General features: G+C 69.4%; 13 protein-coding genes and 2 pseudogenes. 8 read left to right on the top strand and 7 right to left on the bottom strand.

Going from position 1 to position 18,491, the window contains the following annotated elements; genetic code table 11:
- The 3 genes from H3O04_RS23965 to H3O04_RS23955 all read right to left on the bottom strand — a co-directional run.
- A partial coding sequence (locus H3O04_RS23965) for a dipeptide ABC transporter ATP-binding protein (RefSeq protein ID WP_202588581.1) occupies window positions 1-1,801 on the bottom strand: 1,801 nt, incomplete at its 3' end.
- 25 nt (window positions 1,802-1,826) lie between these two features.
- Window positions 1,827-2,816 carry an isoaspartyl peptidase/L-asparaginase family protein gene (locus H3O04_RS23960; protein WP_105798210.1) on the bottom strand — a complete coding sequence of 330 codons (990 nt, stop codon included), beginning with the start codon at window positions 2,814-2,816 and terminating at the stop codon, window positions 1,827-1,829.
- On the bottom strand, window positions 2,813-3,757 hold the full coding sequence (locus tag H3O04_RS23955; protein WP_027808262.1) for a MurR/RpiR family transcriptional regulator: 945 nt from the start codon (window positions 3,755-3,757) through the stop codon (window positions 2,813-2,815). Before H3O04_RS23955 ends, H3O04_RS23960 begins: the two co-directional genes overlap by 4 nt.
- A 471-nt stretch (window positions 3,758-4,228) precedes the next feature.
- Here H3O04_RS23955 and H3O04_RS23950 point away from each other — a divergent pair, with 471 nt between their 5' ends.
- The 5 genes from H3O04_RS23950 to H3O04_RS23930 all read left to right on the top strand — a co-directional run bounded on the left by H3O04_RS23950 (window position 4,229) and on the right by H3O04_RS23930 (window position 11,899).
- The gene (locus tag H3O04_RS23950; RefSeq protein ID WP_202588580.1) at window positions 4,229-5,500 is read left to right on the top strand and encodes an MFS transporter; all 1,272 of its coding nucleotides are present in this window, start codon (window positions 4,229-4,231) and stop codon (window positions 5,498-5,500) included.
- Window positions 5,501-5,527: 27 nt separating this feature from the next.
- Window positions 5,528-7,948: a glycoside hydrolase family 31 protein gene (locus tag H3O04_RS23945; RefSeq protein WP_202588579.1), complete on the top strand. Its 2,421-nt coding sequence runs from the start codon at window positions 5,528-5,530 to the stop codon at window positions 7,946-7,948.
- 135 nt (window positions 7,949-8,083) lie between these two features.
- The gene (locus H3O04_RS23940) at window positions 8,084-9,271 is read left to right on the top strand and encodes a porin (protein WP_006479241.1); all 1,188 of its coding nucleotides are present in this window, start codon (window positions 8,084-8,086) and stop codon (window positions 9,269-9,271) included.
- 298 nt (window positions 9,272-9,569) lie between these two features.
- Window positions 9,570-11,591 carry a BCCT family transporter gene (locus tag H3O04_RS23935; protein ID WP_043887777.1) on the top strand — a complete coding sequence of 674 codons (2,022 nt, stop codon included), beginning with the start codon at window positions 9,570-9,572 and terminating at the stop codon, window positions 11,589-11,591.
- Window positions 11,588-11,899 carry a hypothetical protein gene (locus tag H3O04_RS23930; RefSeq protein WP_202588578.1) on the top strand — a complete coding sequence of 104 codons (312 nt, stop codon included), beginning with the start codon at window positions 11,588-11,590 and terminating at the stop codon, window positions 11,897-11,899. Before H3O04_RS23935 ends, H3O04_RS23930 begins: the two co-directional genes overlap by 4 nt.
- A gap of 102 nt (window positions 11,900-12,001) precedes the next feature.
- Here the strand turns inward: H3O04_RS23930 and H3O04_RS23925 are convergent, their stop codons facing one another.
- Window positions 12,002-12,850: a class I SAM-dependent methyltransferase gene (locus H3O04_RS23925; protein ID WP_202588577.1), complete on the bottom strand. Its 849-nt coding sequence runs from the start codon at window positions 12,848-12,850 to the stop codon at window positions 12,002-12,004.
- Between the two features lie 155 nt (window positions 12,851-13,005).
- Here H3O04_RS23925 and H3O04_RS23920 point away from each other — a divergent pair, with 155 nt between their 5' ends.
- From H3O04_RS23920 to H3O04_RS23910, 3 genes are all read left to right on the top strand, one after another.
- Window positions 13,006-14,469: a metallophosphoesterase family protein gene (locus tag H3O04_RS23920; RefSeq protein ID WP_202588576.1), complete on the top strand. Its 1,464-nt coding sequence runs from the start codon at window positions 13,006-13,008 to the stop codon at window positions 14,467-14,469.
- On the top strand, window positions 14,466-15,845 hold the full coding sequence (locus H3O04_RS23915; RefSeq protein WP_077179652.1) for a cytochrome-c peroxidase: 1,380 nt from the start codon (window positions 14,466-14,468) through the stop codon (window positions 15,843-15,845). The genes H3O04_RS23920 and H3O04_RS23915 overlap by 4 nt, the downstream gene beginning before the upstream one ends.
- 96 nt (window positions 15,846-15,941) lie before the next feature.
- Window positions 15,942-16,220 (top strand): hypothetical protein, encoded by a 279-nt coding sequence (locus H3O04_RS23910; RefSeq protein WP_012338320.1) that lies wholly within the window; start codon window positions 15,942-15,944, stop codon window positions 16,218-16,220.
- An 84-nt stretch (window positions 16,221-16,304) separates the two neighbouring features.
- On the opposite strand, the pseudogene H3O04_RS23905 reads toward H3O04_RS23910, so the two are convergent.
- The 3 genes and pseudogenes from H3O04_RS23905 to H3O04_RS23895 all read right to left on the bottom strand — a co-directional run.
- A pseudogene (locus tag H3O04_RS23905) lies at window positions 16,305-16,534 on the bottom strand (PLP-dependent aminotransferase family protein); the annotation flags it as partial.
- Between the two features lie 55 nt (window positions 16,535-16,589).
- Window positions 16,590-17,195, bottom strand: a pseudogene (locus tag H3O04_RS23900) (MFS transporter); the annotation flags it as partial.
- 88 nt (window positions 17,196-17,283) lie between these two features.
- A partial coding sequence (locus H3O04_RS23895; protein WP_202588575.1) for an NAD(P)/FAD-dependent oxidoreductase occupies window positions 17,284-18,491 on the bottom strand: 1,208 nt, incomplete at its 5' end.

Raw genomic sequence — 18,491 nt, 5'->3', positions numbered from 1 at the left:
GAATCTCGTCCGCGGCATGCTGGCGCGGCGCATGCCGGCGCGCGGGGTCGGCCACCGGCACCGCGCTCATCAGCTTCTTCGTGTACGGATGCTGCGGCGCCTCGAACACCGCGCGGCGCGGGCCGATCTCGACGATCTGACCGAGATACATCACCGCGACGCGATGGCTGATGCGCTCGACGACGGCCATGTCGTGCGAGATGAACAGGTACGCGACGCCGAGCTCGCGCTGCAGGTCGAGCATCAGGTTGACGATCTGCGCCTGCACCGACACGTCGAGCGCCGACACCGATTCGTCGGCGATCACGACCTTCGGGTTCAGCGCGAGCGCACGCGCGATCGCGATCCGCTGGCGCTGGCCGCCCGAGAATTCGTGCGGATAGCGGCGCGCGGCCTCCGGCGGCAGGCCGACCTTGTCGAGCAGCCAGTCGACGCGCGCCTGCGCCTCGCTGCCGCTCGCGACGCCGTGCACGAGCAGCGGCTCCATGATCGAGAAGCCGACGGTCAGGCGCGGGTTCAGCGACGCGAACGGGTCCTGGAAGATGAACTGGATGTTGCGGCGCAACGCCTGCAGGTCCGAACCCTTCAGCGCGCTGATGTCGCGGCCGTCGAATTCGATCGAGCCGCTTTGCGATTCGACGAGACGCAACAGCGAACGGCCGGTGGTCGACTTGCCGCAGCCCGATTCGCCGACGAGCGCGAGCGTCTCGCCCGCGCGCAGCTCGAAGCTCACGCGTTCGACCGCATGCACGTACTGCGACACGCGGCCGAACACGCCGCTCTTCACCGGAAAGCGCGTGACGAGATCGCGCACGCGCAGGATCGGCGGCGCGGCGTGATCGACGGGCGGCTGCGCGTCGTTCGCGGCGGACGTCGTGGTCGGCGCCGCGGCCGTCGCGCGCGTGCCGTCCACCTTCAGCAGCGGGAATTTCTCGGGCGCGTCGGTGCCCTGCATCGAGCCGAGCCGCGGCACGGCCGCGAGCAGCGCCCGCGTGTAGCGATGCGCGGGCGTCGCGAAGATGCGGTCCGACTCGCCCTCCTCGACCTTCTCGCCGCGATACATCACGAGCACGCGATCGGCCACTTCGGCCACCACGCCCATGTCGTGCGTGATGAAGATCACGCCCATGTTCATTTCGTCCTGCAGCCCGCGCACCAGTTGCAGGATCTGCGCCTGGATCGTCACGTCGAGCGCGGTCGTCGGCTCGTCGGCGATCAGCAGCGCGGGCCGGCACGACAGCGCCATCGCGATCATCACGCGCTGCCGCATCCCGCCCGACAGCTGGTGCGGATAGCGCGCGAACACGCGGCGCGCTTCGGGGATGCGCACGAGATCGAGCAGCCGCAGCGCTTCCGCGCGGGCTTCGGCCGCGCCCTTCGACTGGTGCAGCGCGATCGCCTCGCTGATCTGGTCGCCGACGGTGAACACCGGGTTCAGCGACGTCATCGGCTCCTGGAAGATCATCGCGATGTCCGCGCCGCGGATGCCGCGCATCGTCGCGGCGCTCGCCCGCGCGAGATCGACCAGCGCGCCGCCACGGCGCCGGAACGCGATCCGGCCGCTCGTGATCTCGCCGCCGCCGTGCTCGACCAGCCGCATCAGCGCGAGCGACGTGACCGACTTGCCCGAGCCCGATTCGCCGACGATCGCGAGCGTCTCGCCGCGATCGACGTGAAACGACACGTTGCGCACCGCGTCGAACGTCGCGCCTTCGCGGCGGAACGTGACCGACAGGTCGTCGACGGCCACCACGCGCTGCTCGGGCAGCGCCAGGGGCGACGGGTTACGGCTCGAAGTCATGGCGTATCTCCTCGTGCGATCCGGATCAGGCCGCGTCGTCGCGGTAGATGCCGACGACCGGCGCTTCACCGACGCGTGCGTAGCCGCGATACATCCCTTCGGTGTTGAACGGCATCGCGACGTTGCCGTGCGCGTCGACCGCGATGATCCCGCCGCGGCCCGCGAGGCGCGGCAGCTTGTTCATCACGACGTCGTGCGCGGCGTCGGCGAGCGACGCGCCGCGATACGCGATCTGCGCGGCCACGTCATGCGCGGTCGCGAGCCGGATGAACATCTCGCCGGTGCCTGTCGCGGAGACCGCGCAGGTCGCGTCGTCCGCATAGCAGCCGGCGCCGATGATCGGCGAATCGCCGACGCGCCCCGGCTGCTTGTTCGTGATGCCGCCCGTCGACGTCGCCGCCGCGATGTGGCCGTTCAGGTCGCACGCGACCGCGCCGACCGTGCCGTGCTTGCGGTCCGGATCGAGCGGCTCGGCGGGTTGTGCGGCAGCGCCGAATGCGAAGCTGGCCGCGTCGTGGTCGAGCATCATGCCGGCCGCCGCGCGCGCCTTCACCCACTGCGCATGCCGCGATTCGGTGTCAAAATAGCCGGGTTCCGCCAGTTCGAGCCCCTGCGCGGCCGCGAACGCATCGGCGCCCGCGCCGGCGAACAGCACGTGCTCGCTCGCCTCCATCACGCGCCGCGCGGCGAGCACCGGGTTGCGCACGCGCGTCGCGCAGCAGATCGCGCCGGCGCCGAGCGTCGCGCCGTCCATGACCGCCGCATCGAGTTCGTGCTTGCCTTCGGCCGTATAGACGGCGCCGCGCCCGGCGTTGAACAGCGGGCAATCCTCGAGCATCCGCACCGCGACGGTGACGGCGTCGAGCGCGCTGCCGCCCTCGGCCAGCACCTGTTGCGCGGCCTGCAGGATCGCGGTGAGTTCGGCGCGGTACCGACGTTCGGTGTCGGTATCCATCGCTTCGCGCAGGATCGTGCCTGCGCCGCCGTGAATCGCGACGATCGCGGATGAAGTCATGATTTTTTCGGACGTGGGGAAGAAGGGTTGGCGGCCGGCAGTGCCGCTTGCGGCTGCACGAGCCACGGCAGCAGGAATTCGGTCATCTCGGCCGCGGATTTCGCGGACCGGTGGGTGCGCAGCGCGACCGCATCGATCAGCGCCTCGATCATCGTCAGCACCGCGGCTTCCGACGTGGCCGCGAAACGCCGTTCGGCCTTGACGTACAGGTTCAGCGACGCGATCGGCGCGAGCGGCGATTGCGGGCCGTCGGTGATGCCGAGCACGCGCGCGCCGCGCGCCGCCGCGCGGCGGGCCAGTTCGATCGTGTCCTTCACGTAGCGCGGACACGCGAGCGCGATCACGAGATCGCGCGAGTCGGCCGTATACAGGCGCCGCGCCGCATGCGACGGGCCGCCCAGCAGCGCGAGTGATTGCACGTTGTCGTGGCACACCGACAGCCCGTGCTCCATCAGCCCGGCGAGAAATGCGCTCGACCCGGCGCCGAGAATCAGCACGCGCCGTGCGCCGACGATCGCCTCGACCGCCGCCTCGACGTCGGCCGCATCCAGTTGCGCACGCGTGTTCTCGATGTTGGCGGCAGCCTGGTCGAACACCGCGTCGATCCATGCGGCGCCGCGTACGCCGGACTCCTGCTCCTGCGCGGAACGCAGCCGTTCGACCGGTCCGAGCGTGGCCTCGAAGCCGCGCACGAGCGCCGCGCGCATCGCCGGATAGCCGTCGAAACCGAGTGCCTTCGCGAAGCGGTTCGCGGTCGCGATCGACGCATTCACCGCCTGCGCGAGCTCGTCGATCCGCATCGTCGCCGCGCGAAACGGGTTCGCGAGCACGAATTCGCCCATGCGCCGGTGAATCGGCGTCATCAACGGCATCGTCGACGCGATCCGCTCGGCGATCGCGGGTTCGTCGTGACTGACATCGGGCGGAACGAGAGGCGTCATGCGAAGGGTTGTTGCAAGGTTTGATGAAAATGAATTTACACAATCCGATTCCCGAAAAGAAATAAATTTTCATCAGGGTTGTCACGCCCCATCCGGCGCGCGTCGCCCTCCGGACGATCATCCGGCCCCGTCGCACGGGTCTTTGACGGGCGGCCGTCCTGCGCCGCCGCGCGAGCGATTGCCTCCGCTCATCGGGAAAACCCCGAGTACGTTCGTTCGAATGCAGATTCACGTTGACCGGATTCGCATTCGAACATAGGATGTTCGAAAATGATCAGTCGTCAGATAACATTTCAGTTCGATGACGACGAAATGTTCGCTCGAACACCGTGATTTCGATATAACCCGGTAAAACCGACGCATATCAAGATCGGACATCGTACGAATAAAACGAAACAAGCCGCCCCGAACAGGTGGCCCTCACGGACCGGGCAGGCGCCGCGCGCCCGCCCTCCCTGACAGGAGACAGCAGTGAAGACAGTCAAGGCGTTGCGCTGGTGGATCATCGTGCTCGTGTGTCTCGGCACGATCCTCAACTACCTCGCACGGAATTCCCTCGCGGTGCTCGCGCCCGAGCTCAAGCAAGTGTTCGCGATCTCGACGCAGCAGTACTCGTACATCGTCGGCGCGTTCCAGATCGGCTACACGATCATGCAGCCGGTATGCGGGTTCATCGTCGACCTGATCGGGCTGCGGCTCGGGTTCGCGCTGTTCGCGATGCTGTGGTCGGTGGTCGGCGTCGCGCATGGCTTCGCGTCGGGCTGGCTGTCGCTCGGCATCCTGCGCGGCTTGCTGGGCCTGTTCGAGGCCGCCGCGATTCCGTCGGGAATGAAGGCCGTCGCCGAATGGTTTCCCGATCGCGAGAAATCCGTCGCGGTCGGCTACTTCAACGCGGGCACGTCGCTCGGCGCCGCGATCGCGCCGCCGCTCGTCGTGTTCCTGTCGATGCGGTTCGGCTGGCAGGCCGCGTTCATGGCCACCGGCGCGCTCGGGTTCGTGTGGGCCGCCCTCTGGTACACGCAGTACCGGTCGCCGGCCGACCATCCGCGCATCACGCCGCAGGAACGCACGCTGATCCGCGACGGCCAGGCCACGATGCCGCCCGTGTCGAAGCGCCGTATCCGCGACGTCGTCACCGCCCGACGTTTCTGGGCGATCGCGCTGCCGCGCTTCTTCGCGGAACCCGCATGGCAAACTTTCAGCTTCTGGATTCCGCTGTACCTCGCGACCGAGCGCCACATGCCGCTCACGCAGATCGCGGTGTTCGCGTGGATGCCGTTTCTCGCGGCCGACCTGGGCGGCATCGCGGGCGGCTACCTGTCGCCCTACCTCGCGAATCGCTTCAAGCTGCCGCTCGTATGGTCGCGCGTCGCGGGCGTCGCGCTCGGCGCGCTGCTGATGCTTGGGCCGGCGATGATCGGGCTCGCGTCGTCGCCGTACACCGCGATCGCGCTGTTCTGCGTCGGCGGCTTCGCGCACCAGATGATCTCCGCGCTCGTCAACACGCTGTCGGCCGACGTGTTCGACCCCGAGGAGGTCGGCACCGCGAGCGGCTTCGCCGGGATGGCCGCGTGGATCGGCGGCCTCGGCTTCTCGTTGCTGGTCGGCGCGCTCGCCGACAAGATCGGCTACGCGCCGCTGTTCGCGTGCCTCGGCCTGTTCGACATCATCGGCGTCACGCTGCTCGCACTGCTGATCCGCGGCCAGTCGAAGCAGGAACGCCTGCTCGCGCAGCAGGCCTGACCTCCGTTTTCACCAGGAACCGCATTCATGACTTCGCTCCTTCATCCGCCCGTGTTCCGCGTCGCCAGCCACCACGCGAACCGCGTACTGCTCGCGTCCGATACGGGCGCCACCGTCGAAATCTTCGTGCTCGAGGACGACATCGTGCGGGTACGCGTGCTGCCCGACGCGACCGCGCGCACGCCGCGCACGTGGACGATCGCGCCGGGCCTCGACGACGTGCCGCTCGACGGGCGTGACCGCCTCGACCTGGGCGGCTTCGCGCTACCCCACTACGACTTCGCCGAGGACGACGACGCCGTGCGCATCGAAACCGCGCAGATCCGGCTCGCGGTGCGCCGGCAAGGCGGCCACTGCACGTGGTCGCTGCGCGGCGCGGACGGCGCATGGCGCGTCGCGCTCGCCGACCGCGCGACGCAGGCGTACAACTTCGGCTGGTGGGACGATCGCGCGTATCACTACGTCGCCCGCGAGCGCGGCGACCAGGTGTTCGGCCTCGGCGAACGCGCGGGCGAACTCGATCGCACGGGTGCCCGCTTCGAGATGCGCAACATCGACGCGATGGGCTACAGCGCGAAGCACACCGACCCGCTGTACAAGCACATCCCGTTCTACATCACGTGGTCGCCCGATGCGTGCCAGGGCTTCGGGCTGTTCTACGACACGCTGTCCGATTGCGCGTTCGACATGGGCCGCGAGCTCGACAACTACCACGGGCTCTATCGCTATTTCGTCGCCGAGCACGGCGATCTCGACTACTACTTCATCGCGTCGCCCGCTACGCCGCTCGCGGCCGCGCGGCGCTTCACGTGGCTCACCGGGCGCCCCGCGCGCACGCCGAAATGGGGGCTCGGCTATTCGGGCTCGACGATGAGCTACACCGACGCGCCGGACGCGCAGCAGCAGATGAACCAGTTCGTCGAGCAGTGCGACACGCACGACATCCTGTGCGATTCGTTCCACCTGTCGTCGGGTTATACGTCGATCGGCGCGAAGCGCTACGTGTTCAACTGGAACCGCGACAAGTTTCCCGATGCGAAAGGCTTCGTGCAGCATTACCGCGACAACGGCATCCGCCTGTGCGCGAACATCAAGCCGTGCCTGCTGCGCGACCATCCCGCGTTCGACGACGCCGCGCGGCGCGGGCTGCTGATCCGCTCCGCATCGGGCGAGCCCGCATGGGTGCAGTTCTGGGACGAAGTCGGCGCGTACATCGATTTCACGCAGCCGGACGCGTACCGCTGGTGGCGCGAGCAGGTCACGTCGGCGCTGCTGGAATACGGGGTCGAATCGACCTGGAACGACAACAACGAATACGAGATCTGGTCGCCCGACGCGATCGCGCACGGCTTCGGCCAGCCGTTCCCGGCACGCGAGGCGAAGGTGCTGCAGACGATGCTGATGATGCGCGCGTCGCGCGACGCGCAGCGCGCGCATGCGCCGGCGCGGCGGCCGTTCCTCGTGTCGCGCTCCGGCGGCGCGGGCATGCAGCGCTACGTGCAGACGTGGTCGGGCGACAACTGCACGTCGTGGGAAACGCTGCGCTACAACCTGAAGATGGGCCTCGGGCTCGCGCTGTCGGGCGTGTCGAACATCGGCCACGACATCGGCGGCTTCTCGGGCCCCGCGCCGTCGCCCGAATTGCTGCTGCGCTGGGTGCAGTTCGGCATCTTCATGCCGCGCTTCAGCATCCACTCATGGAACGACGACGGCACCGTCAACGAACCGTGGATGTACCCCGAGATCACCGCGCAGATCGCATCGCTGATCAAACAGCGCTACCGGCTGCTGCCGTACCTCTATCACCTGCTGTGGCTGTCCACGACGCGCTACGAGCCCGTGCTGCGGCCGACCCTCGCCGATTTCCCCGGCGATGCGCGCTGCTACGACGCGTGCGACGACATGATGCTCGGCGACGCGCTGCTGGTCGCGCCGGTCGTCGAGCCCGGCCAGACCGAACGCACGGTGTATCTGCCGTCGGGCGCACGCTGGACGTGCTGCGCGAGCGCGCGATCGTTCGACGGCGGCGCGAGCGTGACGCTGCCCGCACCGCTCGACACGCCGGTGATGCTGCTGCGCGAAGGCCGCGTGCTGCCGCTGAACGTCGCGGAACAGCATTTCGGGACGCGCGCCGATACGCGTGGCTTCCTCGTCTCACCGCGGATCGAGGACGGCGTCGCGTACGGCGAATGCGTCGAGGACGATGGCGAGACGGAAGCGTGGCGCGACGGCGAATACGGCCTGTGGCACATCGAGACCGGCCGCGAGGCATCTGGCGTACTCGGCGTGTCGGTCCGCTGGGACGGCCACCCGGCACGTCCGTCCGACCGCGTCGAAATCCTGCTGCCCGCGTCGCTGCAAGGCGCGATTGCCGTGCGCGGCGCGCGTGTCGAGCAGGACGCGCGGGACGGCGCGTGGCGCCGCCTCGTCGTCGCGTTCGATCAATGAACCACTGAACGACTGAACGACTGAAGCCGAAGCCACCCCGATCAGGCGGGCCGTTCGCGCGGCTCGCCGCCTGCCACAGAGGAGGCATTCAGCCTCCCGCCCCCTTGAAAAGATGAAGAGACCTGGAGATCGAGCATGAAAGCATCCATCAACCGTTCTGCAATCCTGATTTTATCGGCCGCGTCGCTCGGCACGACCGCCGCCCATGCGCAGAGCAGCGTCACGCTGTACGGCGTGGTCGACGATTCGCTCGCGTACGTGAACAACCAGCAGGGGCACTCGAACATCTACATGCGCGATGGCAACCTGTATGCGTCGAAGTTCGGGCTGCGCGGCGACGAGGATCTCGGCGGCGGCACGCACGCGATCTTCGACCTGCAGGCCGGTTTCAACCTGAATACGGGCGCGCAGGCCGCCGCCGGCACGCTATTCAATCGCCAGGCCTTCGTCGGCCTGCGCAACGCCAGCTACGGTACGGTCACGGCCGGTCGCCAGTACACGCCCTACTTCCTGTTCGTCGGCCCGTACGCGTCGAGCAGTTGGCTGACCGGCGCCACGGGCGCGCATCCGGGCGACATCGACGGCCTCGACACCACGATCCGCGTGAACAATTCGGTTACCTATACGTCGCCGACCTTCGCGGGGCTGACCGCGAGCGCGATGTACGCATTCGGCGGCATTGCGGGCGCGACCGGCAAGGGCAACACGTTCAGCGCCGCGCTGCGCTACGCGAACGGGCCGATCGGGATCGCGGCCGGCTACCTGCGGATCAACAGCTCGGGCTCGTCCGCGGGCTTCCTGAATCCGGCCACCGCATCGTCGGGCAGCTTCGCGGTGTCCGTGCTGAACCAGGGCTATCTGAGCGCGAAAGCGGTCGAACAGGTGGCGGCGGCCGGCAACTACACGCTCGGCGACCTGACGATGGGGCTCAACTATTCGAACGTGAAGTACCTGCCCGGCAACGGCTCGGCGTTCACCGACACGGCCGTATTCAACACCTACGGCGCGCTTGCCGCATACCGCTTCACGCCGACGTTCTCGGTGGCCGGCGCATTCGCGTACACGCTCGCATCGAAGGCGAACGGTGTCGCGAGCGCGGCCCGCTATCAACAATATTCGCTGAAGGAGTCGTACAGCCTGTCGAAACGCACGACGCTCTACGCGCTGCAGGCGTACACGCATTCGAGCGGGCAGACGCTCGGCGCGCAAGGCGCCGGGCACATCGTCGACGCGGCGCCGATCGTCGGCGATTCGCAGCAGCTCACGCCGTCGACGACGCATGGCCAGTTCGTCGGCATGGCCGGGATCGCCGTCACGTTCTGAACCCGCCTGGCGACGCCTTCCGCGCGCCGCCCGTTGCCCGGACGATGCGCATGCCGCGCGTGCGCCGTCCGGGCGTCCGTCGCTGCGTTTTCCCCGCCCCGCCGGCCCGCCGCGCACACCGCGCGGGTTTTCTCGATCGCCCTGATACCTTACAATTCGTCAGGTTTACCCTTCTGCATACCCCTTCTTGCAGTCCTGACACCGCGGTACACTCGACGCACGCCGTATCAGGGTCCGACGCGCAACGTGCGCGCCGGGCGGCGTCGCGCCTCGTTGCGCCCACAACTGGATGCCCGCCATGCCGGATTCCCGTCCCTCGCCCCGCACGACATTCAAGCCGCAGGTCGTCCTGCCCGCGCTCGCCGTGATCGGCGCGCTACTCGTCGTGTGCGCACTGCACCCGAGCGAAGCCGGCGCACTGTTCTCCGCCGGCCAGCAATGGGTCATCGCCCGGTTCGACTGGTTCTACGTGCTCGCCGTCACCGGCTTCCTCGTGTTTCTCGTGCTGATCGCCGCCAGCGACTTCGGCAATATCCGGCTCGGCCCCGACGATGCCGAACCCGAGTTCAGCTTCGTGTCGTGGACGGCGATGCTGTTCGCGGCCGGCATGGGCATCGGCCTGATGTACTTCGGCGTCGGCGAGCCGATGCAGCATTTCCTGAAGCCGCCCACCGTCGACCCCGGCACGCCCGCCGCCGCGCGCGAGGCGATGCTGATGACCTTCTTCCACTGGGGCTTCCATGCGTGGGCGATCTACGGGCTGATGGGGCTCGTGCTCGCGTACTTCGGCTTCCGCTACAACCTGCCGCTGACGCTGCGCTCCGGGCTGTATCCGGTGCTGCGCGAGCGCATCAACGGCTGGATCGGCCACACCGTCGATGCGTTCGCGCTGGTCGGCACGGTCGCCGGCATCGCGACGACGCTCGGCTACGGCGTGATGCAGCTGAGCGCGGGCCTGCATACGGTCGCCGGATGGGACACGGGCAGCAACCTGTTCCGCATCGGGCTCGTCGCGGTGGTCGTGATCCTCGCGGGCGTATCGGCCGCGACCGGCCTCGACAAGGGCGTGCGCCGGCTGTCCGAGCTGAACCTGCTGCTCGCATTCCTGCTGCTCGCCTTCGTGGTGGTCGCGGGCCCGACGGCCTTTCTGCTGCGCGCGCTCGGCGACAACATCGGCCAGTACCTGTCGAGCCTCGTCGACCTGTCGTTCCGCACCTATGCGTACGCGCCGCCGCGCGAGGAAGGCTGGTTCGGCGGCTGGACGATTCTCTACTGGGCGTGGTGGGTGTCGTGGTCGCCGTTCGTCGGCATGTTCATCGCGCGCATCTCGCGCGGCCGCACGATCCGCCAGTTCGTGATCGGCGTGCTGCTCGTGCCGACCGCGTTCAACCTCGTGTGGATGACCGTGTTCGGCAACAGCGCGATCTGGCTCGATACGCACGGCGCGGCCGGCGCGCTCGCGCAGACGGCGACCAACGTCGATGCGCTGCTGTTCCGCTTCTTCGATTTCCTGCCGTTGCCGCAACTGCTGTCGATCGTCGCGATCGTGCTGATCGCGGTGTTCTTCGTCACGTCCGCCGATTCGGGCGCGTTCGTGATCGACCAGATCGCGACGCGCGGCAATGCGCATTCGCCGGTCTGGCAGCGGCTGTTCTGGGCCGCGCTGCTCGGCGTGACGGCCGCGGTGCTGCTCGTCGCGGGCGGGCTGGGCGCGCTGCAGGCGATGACGCTGATCGCCGCGCTGCCGGTCGCCATCATCATGCTCGCGCTGTGCTACGGGCTGTGGCGCGGGCTCGCGGCCGATCGCGCGCACTATTCGCAGGACGTCGCGCCTGCAACGAGCTTCTGGACCGGCCAGCACTGGCGCCATCGCCTGACGCACATCCTGCGGCAGACGACCGAGGCCGAGGCGCGCCAGTTCGTCGCGGAAACGGTCGAACCCGCGCTGCGCAAGGTCGCCGACGAGTTGCGCGCGAGCGGCGTCGATGCGCACGTGCAGCGCGACAGCGACGATGCGGTGCGGCTCACCGTGCCGACCGCCGAACACCGCGATTTCGTGTACGGCGTGCGCGTCACCGCGAAATCCGCGGCCGCGTTCCTGGTGCGCGAGGCGGCCGAGCCGGACGAGACGCGTGCGCATGTCCATGGCATCGTCACGTTCTTCGAGGACGGCCGGCTCGGCTACGACATCGAATACCTGCGCGGCGACGAAGTGATCGCCGACGTGCTGCGCCAATATGAACGCTACGTGTCGCTCGCGGCAGACACCCGCACGCATCTGCTGAGCCGGGCACCGGGGCACGCGACGGAGGCCGAATGAGCGGGTTGCTACAAAGACGCGCGGCCGACATCATCGCGCTCGGCACGCTCGCCGTGCTGTACCTCGGCGGCGCCGGCATCGCGCTGTGGCGCATCCGCGCCGCGGCACTGCCCGGCAAGATCTACTGGATCGTCTGCGCGGCGCTGCTCGCCGGCGGCGCCGTCGCGATGGCCGGCAACCTGGCGCCGGTGCCGAACAGCGGCGACATGCCGCCCGGTTTCGCGCTCGGCGCCGAGGCCGTCCTGCTCGGCCTCGTGCTGGCGGCCGGCGGCTGCGCCTGGTTGATGCTGCGCGCGCGGAAGCGCTGACGCACGCAGGTCGCATGGCCCCGCTTCGTCACGCGGGCACGGCCACGTGCGGGGCGAACGGGTCACCGCCCCGGCCTTGATCCGCTGCTTTCACGTTACGCGTCATGCGGACGGCGCGCGCGCCGTCACAAGCCAGCACGCCGCCTCGAAGCGCACTTCGGCGCCGTGCACGTACCGCTCGAACGCGGCGCGCATCGTGTCGATCACGCGCCGCCGCGTCGCTTCGTCCACCTCCAGCAATGCAACGCCGACCGGGCCCAGCCGGCCAATGTAGTCGTCCAGCGCGGATTCCGGCAGCATGCACATCCGGTCGACCGGCACGATCGCAACGTCCGCCCAGCCGCTGTCCGACAGCACCGACGCGATCCGCTGCCGGTCGCCGAACGCGAACTGGCCCGGTGCGCCGGGCTGCCGCACGGGCAGGTTCGGCAGCAGCGGCGCGGCCGCCCGCTCGGCCGTCGTCATGAAGGGATTGTCGGCCGCGCCGCGCCACGCGACGAACCGCATCGGCGCGCCCGGCCGTGCCGCACGCCGAAGGTTCGCGAACGCCCGTACCGGATCGTCGAAGAACATCACGCCGAGACGCGACACGAGCAGGTCGACGCTCGCCGGCTCGAACGCATGTGTCTGCACGTCCGCGCACACGAACCGGGCAGGCACGCCGCCGCGTTCGGCACGCGCCCGGGCGGCATCGATCATCCGCGCCGAAATGTCGATGCCCGTGCACTGCGCGCTCGCACCGAGCCGCCGCGCGATCGCGAGCGTGACCGCGCCGGTGCCGCAGCCGACATCGAGCACGCGCGTGGCAAACGATGCTGCCGCGGCCTCCGCCAGCAGCGTTTCGAACGGCTCGAACATCCGGTCCAGCGGCGCCTGCGCATCGACCCACGCGCGCCCCGACGGACCGTTCCAGAGCGCGGATTGCGCTTCGTTGGGCCGGTTGGCTTCCATCGTCGATCCCCTTCCGATTCATTGATGACGAATCGCACTGTGCTGCTTCAAGCCGGCTTGAAGTCAAGGGGCAGCCAGCACGCGCCCCGCTTTTCACATTTCTTACATTCGCGCTGCGTATCGTTGACGACTTTCCTACGGCGCCTCCCCCTCCCATGCGACGACTCCTCACGCGCGCGCTGCTCGTGCGCTGCGCTCCCCTTGCTGCCCTCGCCGCGCTGTCCGCGTGCTCGAATCACATCGATACGCCCGACGATCCGGCCAGCGCCTCGGCCAACGTTCAGGCCGCGTGGGTCGAGATCGGCGACGCGAACCAGGCGATCGCGCGCGTGATCACGAATTACACGCCCGCGTCGGCCAGCGATCCGCTGTGCCCGCAACTGACCGTCGACGGCAAGCTGTCGCGCATGGCGCTGCGCGCGGGCGCCGCGACCGTCGCCCAGCGGCCGACCGCCAGCGACCCGGCCGATTCGAAGCCGTCGAGCTTCCCGGTGTCCGTCTGCGAAGCCACGCTGCCGGCCGGCGCGCAAACAGCCAGCGTCGCGGGCCGCACGCTGCCGCTGCCGAAAGCGCAACCGCAGCGCATCGCGATCATCGCCGACACGGGCTGCCGGATGAAGAAGGCCGACAACGCTTGGCAGGCGTGCAACGATGCCGCGGTCTGGCCGCTCGACACGATCGCGGCCAGCGTCGCGAAGCTGTCGCCCGATCTCGTGCTGCACGTCGGCGACTACCACTATCGCGAGAATGCGTGCCCGCCGGACATCGCCGGCTGCAAGGACAGCCCGTGGGGCTACGGCTGGGATACGTGGCAAGCCGACCTGTTCCGCCCGGCCGCGCCGTTGCTCGCGAAGGCGCCGTGGGTCGTCGTGCGCGGCAACCACGAGGAATGCGCGCGGGCAGGCCAGGGCTGGTTCCGCTTCCTCGACCCGCGCCCGTATTCGGCCGCCCGCTCGTGCGACGATCCGGCCAACGACAACAACGCGAACTATTCGGAACCCTATGCGGTGTCGCTCGGCGGCGGCTCGCAGGTGATCGTGTTCGACACCGCGAAGGTCGGCCGCACGCCGCTGAAGACGACCGACGCGCAGTTCGGCATCTACCAGAAGCAGTTCCAGACGGTCGCATCGCTCGCGTCGAAAGCCGGCATGACGACGACGATCTTCACGAACCATCATCCGATCCTCGCGTTCGCGCCGATCGCCGGCAGCACGCCGGCGCCGGGCAACCTCGCGCTGCAGTCGGTGATGTCGAGCCTCAACGCGCAGGCGTACTACCCGCCGGGCGTGCACGTCGCGCTGCATGGCCACGTGCACGATTTCCAGGCGATCAACTTCTCGTCCGGGCACCCGGCGACGATCGTGTCCGGCAACGGCGGCGACAACCTCGACGTCGCGCTGCCCGACCCGTTCCCGGCCGGCCTGACGCCCGCGCCGGGCGCCGTGATCGAGCGGCTGTCGCACAACAACAGCTTCGGCTTCCTGATCATGGAGCGCAACGCCGCACCGGCGACGGGCTGGGTGTTCCATGCGTATTCGGCGGCCGGCAAGCGACTGGCGTCGTGCAACCAGTCGGGCAGGACGCTCGCCTGCGACAAGACGGGGTTCATCGCGCCGTGAGTGAGGCAGTTCGATATGAAGGCCGCGGGGGGCGCGGCCGGCAGACGTTGCGCACGCTTGTCGCACCCCTGCTCGCCGGTCTGACGCTGGCGGCCCACGCCGCGCCGGCCGAAACGGTCCTGCTTCCCGGCGCGCCGCCGTCGCGCGTCGTCGACACGATCGGCAACGGCACGCCGCAGGTGACGGGCAAGATCGACGCGGCCACCGCGCGCTTCGCGCCGGACCCGACGCTCGTCGCGCTCGGCCGCCGCATCTTCTTCGACCCGCGGCTGTCCGAGCCGCGCGGCATGTCGTGCGCGGGCTGCCACGATCCGGGCCGCGCGTTCGCGCCGACGCTGTCGGCCGCATCGCTCGCGGGGCCCGGCGTGCCGGAAGGCAGCCGGCCCGGGCGCTTCAGCCAGCGCAATGCGCCGTCGCTGCTGTATGTGCGCTACGTGCCGCGCCGCCACTTCTACCAGGACGACGATGCGCCCGCGCCGTCGCCGTTCGGCGGCCTGTTCAGCGACGGCCGCGCGGATACGCTCGCCGAGCAGATCCGCGGGCCGCTGTTCGATCCGAACGAGATGAACAACCGGTCGCCGGCCGCGCTGCTGCGCAAGGTCAACGCGACCGAACTCGCGCCCGATCTCGCCGCGCGCTTCGGCGCGCCGGTGCGCCGCGACCCCGAGCAACTGGTGCGCGCGCTGGGTTCGGCCGTCGAAGCCTATCTGCAGAGCGACGAGATGGCGCCGTTCACGTCGCGCTTCGATGCGTTCCTGCGCACGCGCAAGCCGCTCGCGCCGGCCGAGATGCGCGGCCTCGCGCTGTTCCGGAATCCCGACAAGGGCAATTGCATGACCTGCCATACGCTGTCGGACACGTCGAGCCGCCCGGAGCGCTCGCTGTTCACCGATTTCGGCTACGACGCGATCGCGGTGCCGCGCAATCGCGCGCTGCCGGCGAACCGCGATCCGCGCCATTTCGACAACGGGCTGTGCGACACCGCGCGCCGGCTGCGCTGGCCCGAACCGACGCAATGGTGCGGCTACCTGCGCACGCCGGGGCTGCGCAACGTCGCGGTCAAGCAGACGTTCATGCACAACGGGGTATTCACGACGCTGCGCGACGCGGTCGCGTTCTACAACACGCGCTCGACCGATCCCGGCTTCTGGTACCACGGCGCCAAGACGTTCGACGACGTGCCGGCCGCCTATCGGGGCAACATCAACGTCAACTCGACGCCGATGAACCGTCGGCCCGGCACGCCGCCCGCGCTCACCGACGCGGAAATCGACGACATCGTCGCGTTCCTCGGCACGCTGACCGACGCGCGCTATACCGGCCGCGCCGCCCCGGCCGCCGCCCGGATCACGCGAGCCGCCGCGCCGGTGCGCTGACCCTGGCCGAACGGCCAGCCGACGCACGCCCGCTTGCGGTCAGCACAAACACTGGTTATATTTACAGTACTGTATTTATGAACAGTGAGGTGCGCGATGGAACATCTGGTCCGTATCGTCAACGAAACCGATCGCCAAGTGCTGGCGTGGCTTCGAGCCCAAGTCGGCGATGCCCGCGTCGAGCGCGCGGCGCGTCAGCTCGGGCATACGCGCAAGCCCTTCCCGTCCGCCGTGTGCCGGTATCTGGGCATGAGCGCGCCGGCCACGCTGCGGCCGGCCGCCGCCCGGCCGCGCGCGGCACGCGATTTCTCGGTCGGCGACCGTTACCTGTCGCTGATTCGCCAGCACCTCGCCACGCACTCGGTCAGCCGATGAAATGGCGGCGGCTTGCCGCTTCGGTACCGCGTCCGGCCGGAGCACTCGCGTATTCGGAAGTCCGACCGGCCGCCGCCGTCGCGCTCACGCGGCCGCCATGGCTTCCCGTGCGAGGCGGGCGAGTGTGTCGAACGCTGCCTCGTGCACCGCACCGGATGCGTCGGACACATCGGATACGCGTGTGCAGGCGAACCGGATATAACCGTCGAAACGGTCCGAATTCGAGGAAATCGAACCGGGCGCGATCTTGAACTCCATGCGCCAGCGCGGCGTCAGAACAGCGCATCGAAGCACACGTCTGCCGGCAACGCGAGCTACGGCAGCATCCTGCCGCTTACCGAATCGGCAATCGAACCGCCCCGCCTTAGATCAGGCCTGCCTGCCCGCCATCCCGTCGGCGGCCGCCACGCATGCCGCACCGGCGCGAACCACACCGAGCGCCAGCACCGCGACCGCCGCGATCACGCATGGCGCGGCAACGACGGCGAATGCGGTCGACAGCGGCACGCCCATCGCCAGCATCGCGCCGCCCGCCATCGAGCCGACCACCGAGCCGCCACGACCGATCCCGTTCGCCCAGCTCACGCCGGTCGTCCGGCACTCGGTCGGATAGAACGCGGCCGACAGCGCGTTCGCCCCGACCTGCGAGCCCGATACGCAGAAGCCGGCGGCGAATACCGCAAGTGCCGCCCCCCACGGCGACGCGGCGAACACGCCGATCGCCGCGACGCAGGCGCCGGCCGCCGCATAGCTGCAGGCCAGCACGCGATGCGGATCGAAGCGGTCCATCAGCCAGCCCAGGACGATTGCGCCAAGCGTGCCACCGACCTGGAACATCGCGGTCACGCGTGCAGCCGTCTGCAACGTCGCGCCGGTCGTGCGCAGCAACGTCGGCAACCAGCTCGACAGCAGGTAAATGACGAGCAGGCTCATGAAGAACGTGAGCCACAGCAGCAGCGTGCCGCGCAGCAGGTCGGCGGATGGGAGAAAGTGAAGGTGGAGTGAACGGCGTAACAGGCGCGGCCCGGCGCGAACCGGGCCGTTCACCGCGACGCCGCACGCGTCACGCGCCGTCGCAGAACCCCGTACCGTCGAGCATCAGCGTGCCGACCCGCGCGGGCACCAGCGGCGTGCGCGGCGCCGGCGGCGTCCAGCCGAACAGCGCCTGCGCGGCCGCGCCGCACACGCGGCCCTGGCATGCGCCCATGCCGCAACGCGACTGCAGCTTGGCGGCGGTCCAGCCCGGTTCCCGTGCGACCGTATCGAACCGCACGTCTTCGCAACGACACAGCAGCGTGTCGGCTCGCGCGAGCCGGCGGATCGGCGCGCGGACCGCGAAGCGCTCGCGCACGGCATCCGCGAACACCTGCCAGCGCGCACGGCGTGCGACCAGCGCGGCCAGTCGGTCGGTCTGCCCGGTCGCCGCATAGCCGGCGATTTCGCCTTCGACCATCGCCAGCTCGCTGCCGCCGACGCCCGTGCACTCGCCTGCCGCGAAATACCCGTCGCGACTCGTGCGCTGGTGTGCGTCGACCGCCACCGCGCCGTGCTCGATCCGGCAGCCGAGATGACGCGGCAGCACGGTATTCGGCACGAGGCCGAAGCCGCACGCGAGCCGGTCGCAGTCGACGTCGAATTCGCGATCGCCCTGGCGAATCCGCACGCGTTCGAGCCGCTGGTCGCCGAATGCCTCGACGACGTACGCAGCCGGCCGATAAACAGCCGTGACGAGCTTCGCGGCCTGCGCGAGCTTCGACGGCCAGCGCCACAGCCCCGCGCCGAAGCCGGCGACGTCGCCCCACGCGGCCTGTTCGAGCACGTGCGACACGCGTGCGCCGGCCTGCCGGGCCGTCGCCGCGCTCGCCAGCAGCAGCGGCCCGCTGCCCGCGATCACCGTGCGCTGCCCGCGCACGTCGAGCCCGTACTTGATCAGCGCCTGCAAGCCGCCCGCGCCGGTCACGCCAGGCAGCGTCCAGCCCGGAAACGGCAGCAGCAGCTCGCGCGCGCCGCAGCAGAGAATCAGCGTCCGGAAATCGAGCAAAAGCCCGCGTTCGTCGTCTTCGAGCAGCAGCGTGCCCGGCTGCGTTTCGGCGACGATGCGCGTCGCCGCGAGGTGCATGACGTTCGGCTGCCGCAGCACGGCGAGGCGTTCGGCGGCGGCCGGCGTCGGTGCGGCCGCTGCCGGCTGCCGCCAGATCTGTCCGCCCGCGCGCGGGTTGTCGTCGACGATCGCAACGGTCGCGCCGCTGCGCGCGGCGGCCCGCGCGGCCG

The sequence above is a fragment of the Burkholderia sp. KCJ3K979 genome (genome assembly GCF_016759955.1).
Taxonomy (GTDB): Bacteria; Pseudomonadota; Gammaproteobacteria; order Burkholderiales; family Burkholderiaceae; genus Burkholderia; species Burkholderia orbicola.
This window is presented reverse-complemented; position numbering and strand designations above follow the sequence as displayed.

Bases quoted from the DNA above. Each gene is read 5' to 3' on its own strand.
- H3O04_RS23960 (WP_105798210.1), bottom strand. From the start codon at position 2,816: ATGACTTCATCCGCGATCGTCGCGATTCACGGCGGCGCAGGCACGATC.
- H3O04_RS23955 (WP_027808262.1), bottom strand. From the start codon at position 3,757: ATGACGCCTCTCGTTCCGCCCGATGTCAGTCACGACGAACCCGCGATC.
- H3O04_RS23945 (WP_202588579.1), top strand. From the start codon at position 5,528: ATGACTTCGCTCCTTCATCCGCCCGTGTTCCGCGTCGCCAGCCACCAC.
- H3O04_RS23940 (WP_006479241.1), top strand. From the start codon at position 8,084: ATGAAAGCATCCATCAACCGTTCTGCAATCCTGATTTTATCGGCCGCG.
- H3O04_RS23935 (WP_043887777.1), top strand. From the start codon at position 9,570: ATGCCGGATTCCCGTCCCTCGCCCCGCACGACATTCAAGCCGCAGGTC.
- H3O04_RS23930 (WP_202588578.1), top strand. From the start codon at position 11,588: ATGAGCGGGTTGCTACAAAGACGCGCGGCCGACATCATCGCGCTCGGC.
- H3O04_RS23925 (WP_202588577.1), bottom strand. From the start codon at position 12,850: ATGGAAGCCAACCGGCCCAACGAAGCGCAATCCGCGCTCTGGAACGGT.
- H3O04_RS23920 (WP_202588576.1), top strand. From the start codon at position 13,006: ATGCGACGACTCCTCACGCGCGCGCTGCTCGTGCGCTGCGCTCCCCTT.
- H3O04_RS23910 (WP_012338320.1), top strand. From the start codon at position 15,942: ATGGAACATCTGGTCCGTATCGTCAACGAAACCGATCGCCAAGTGCTG.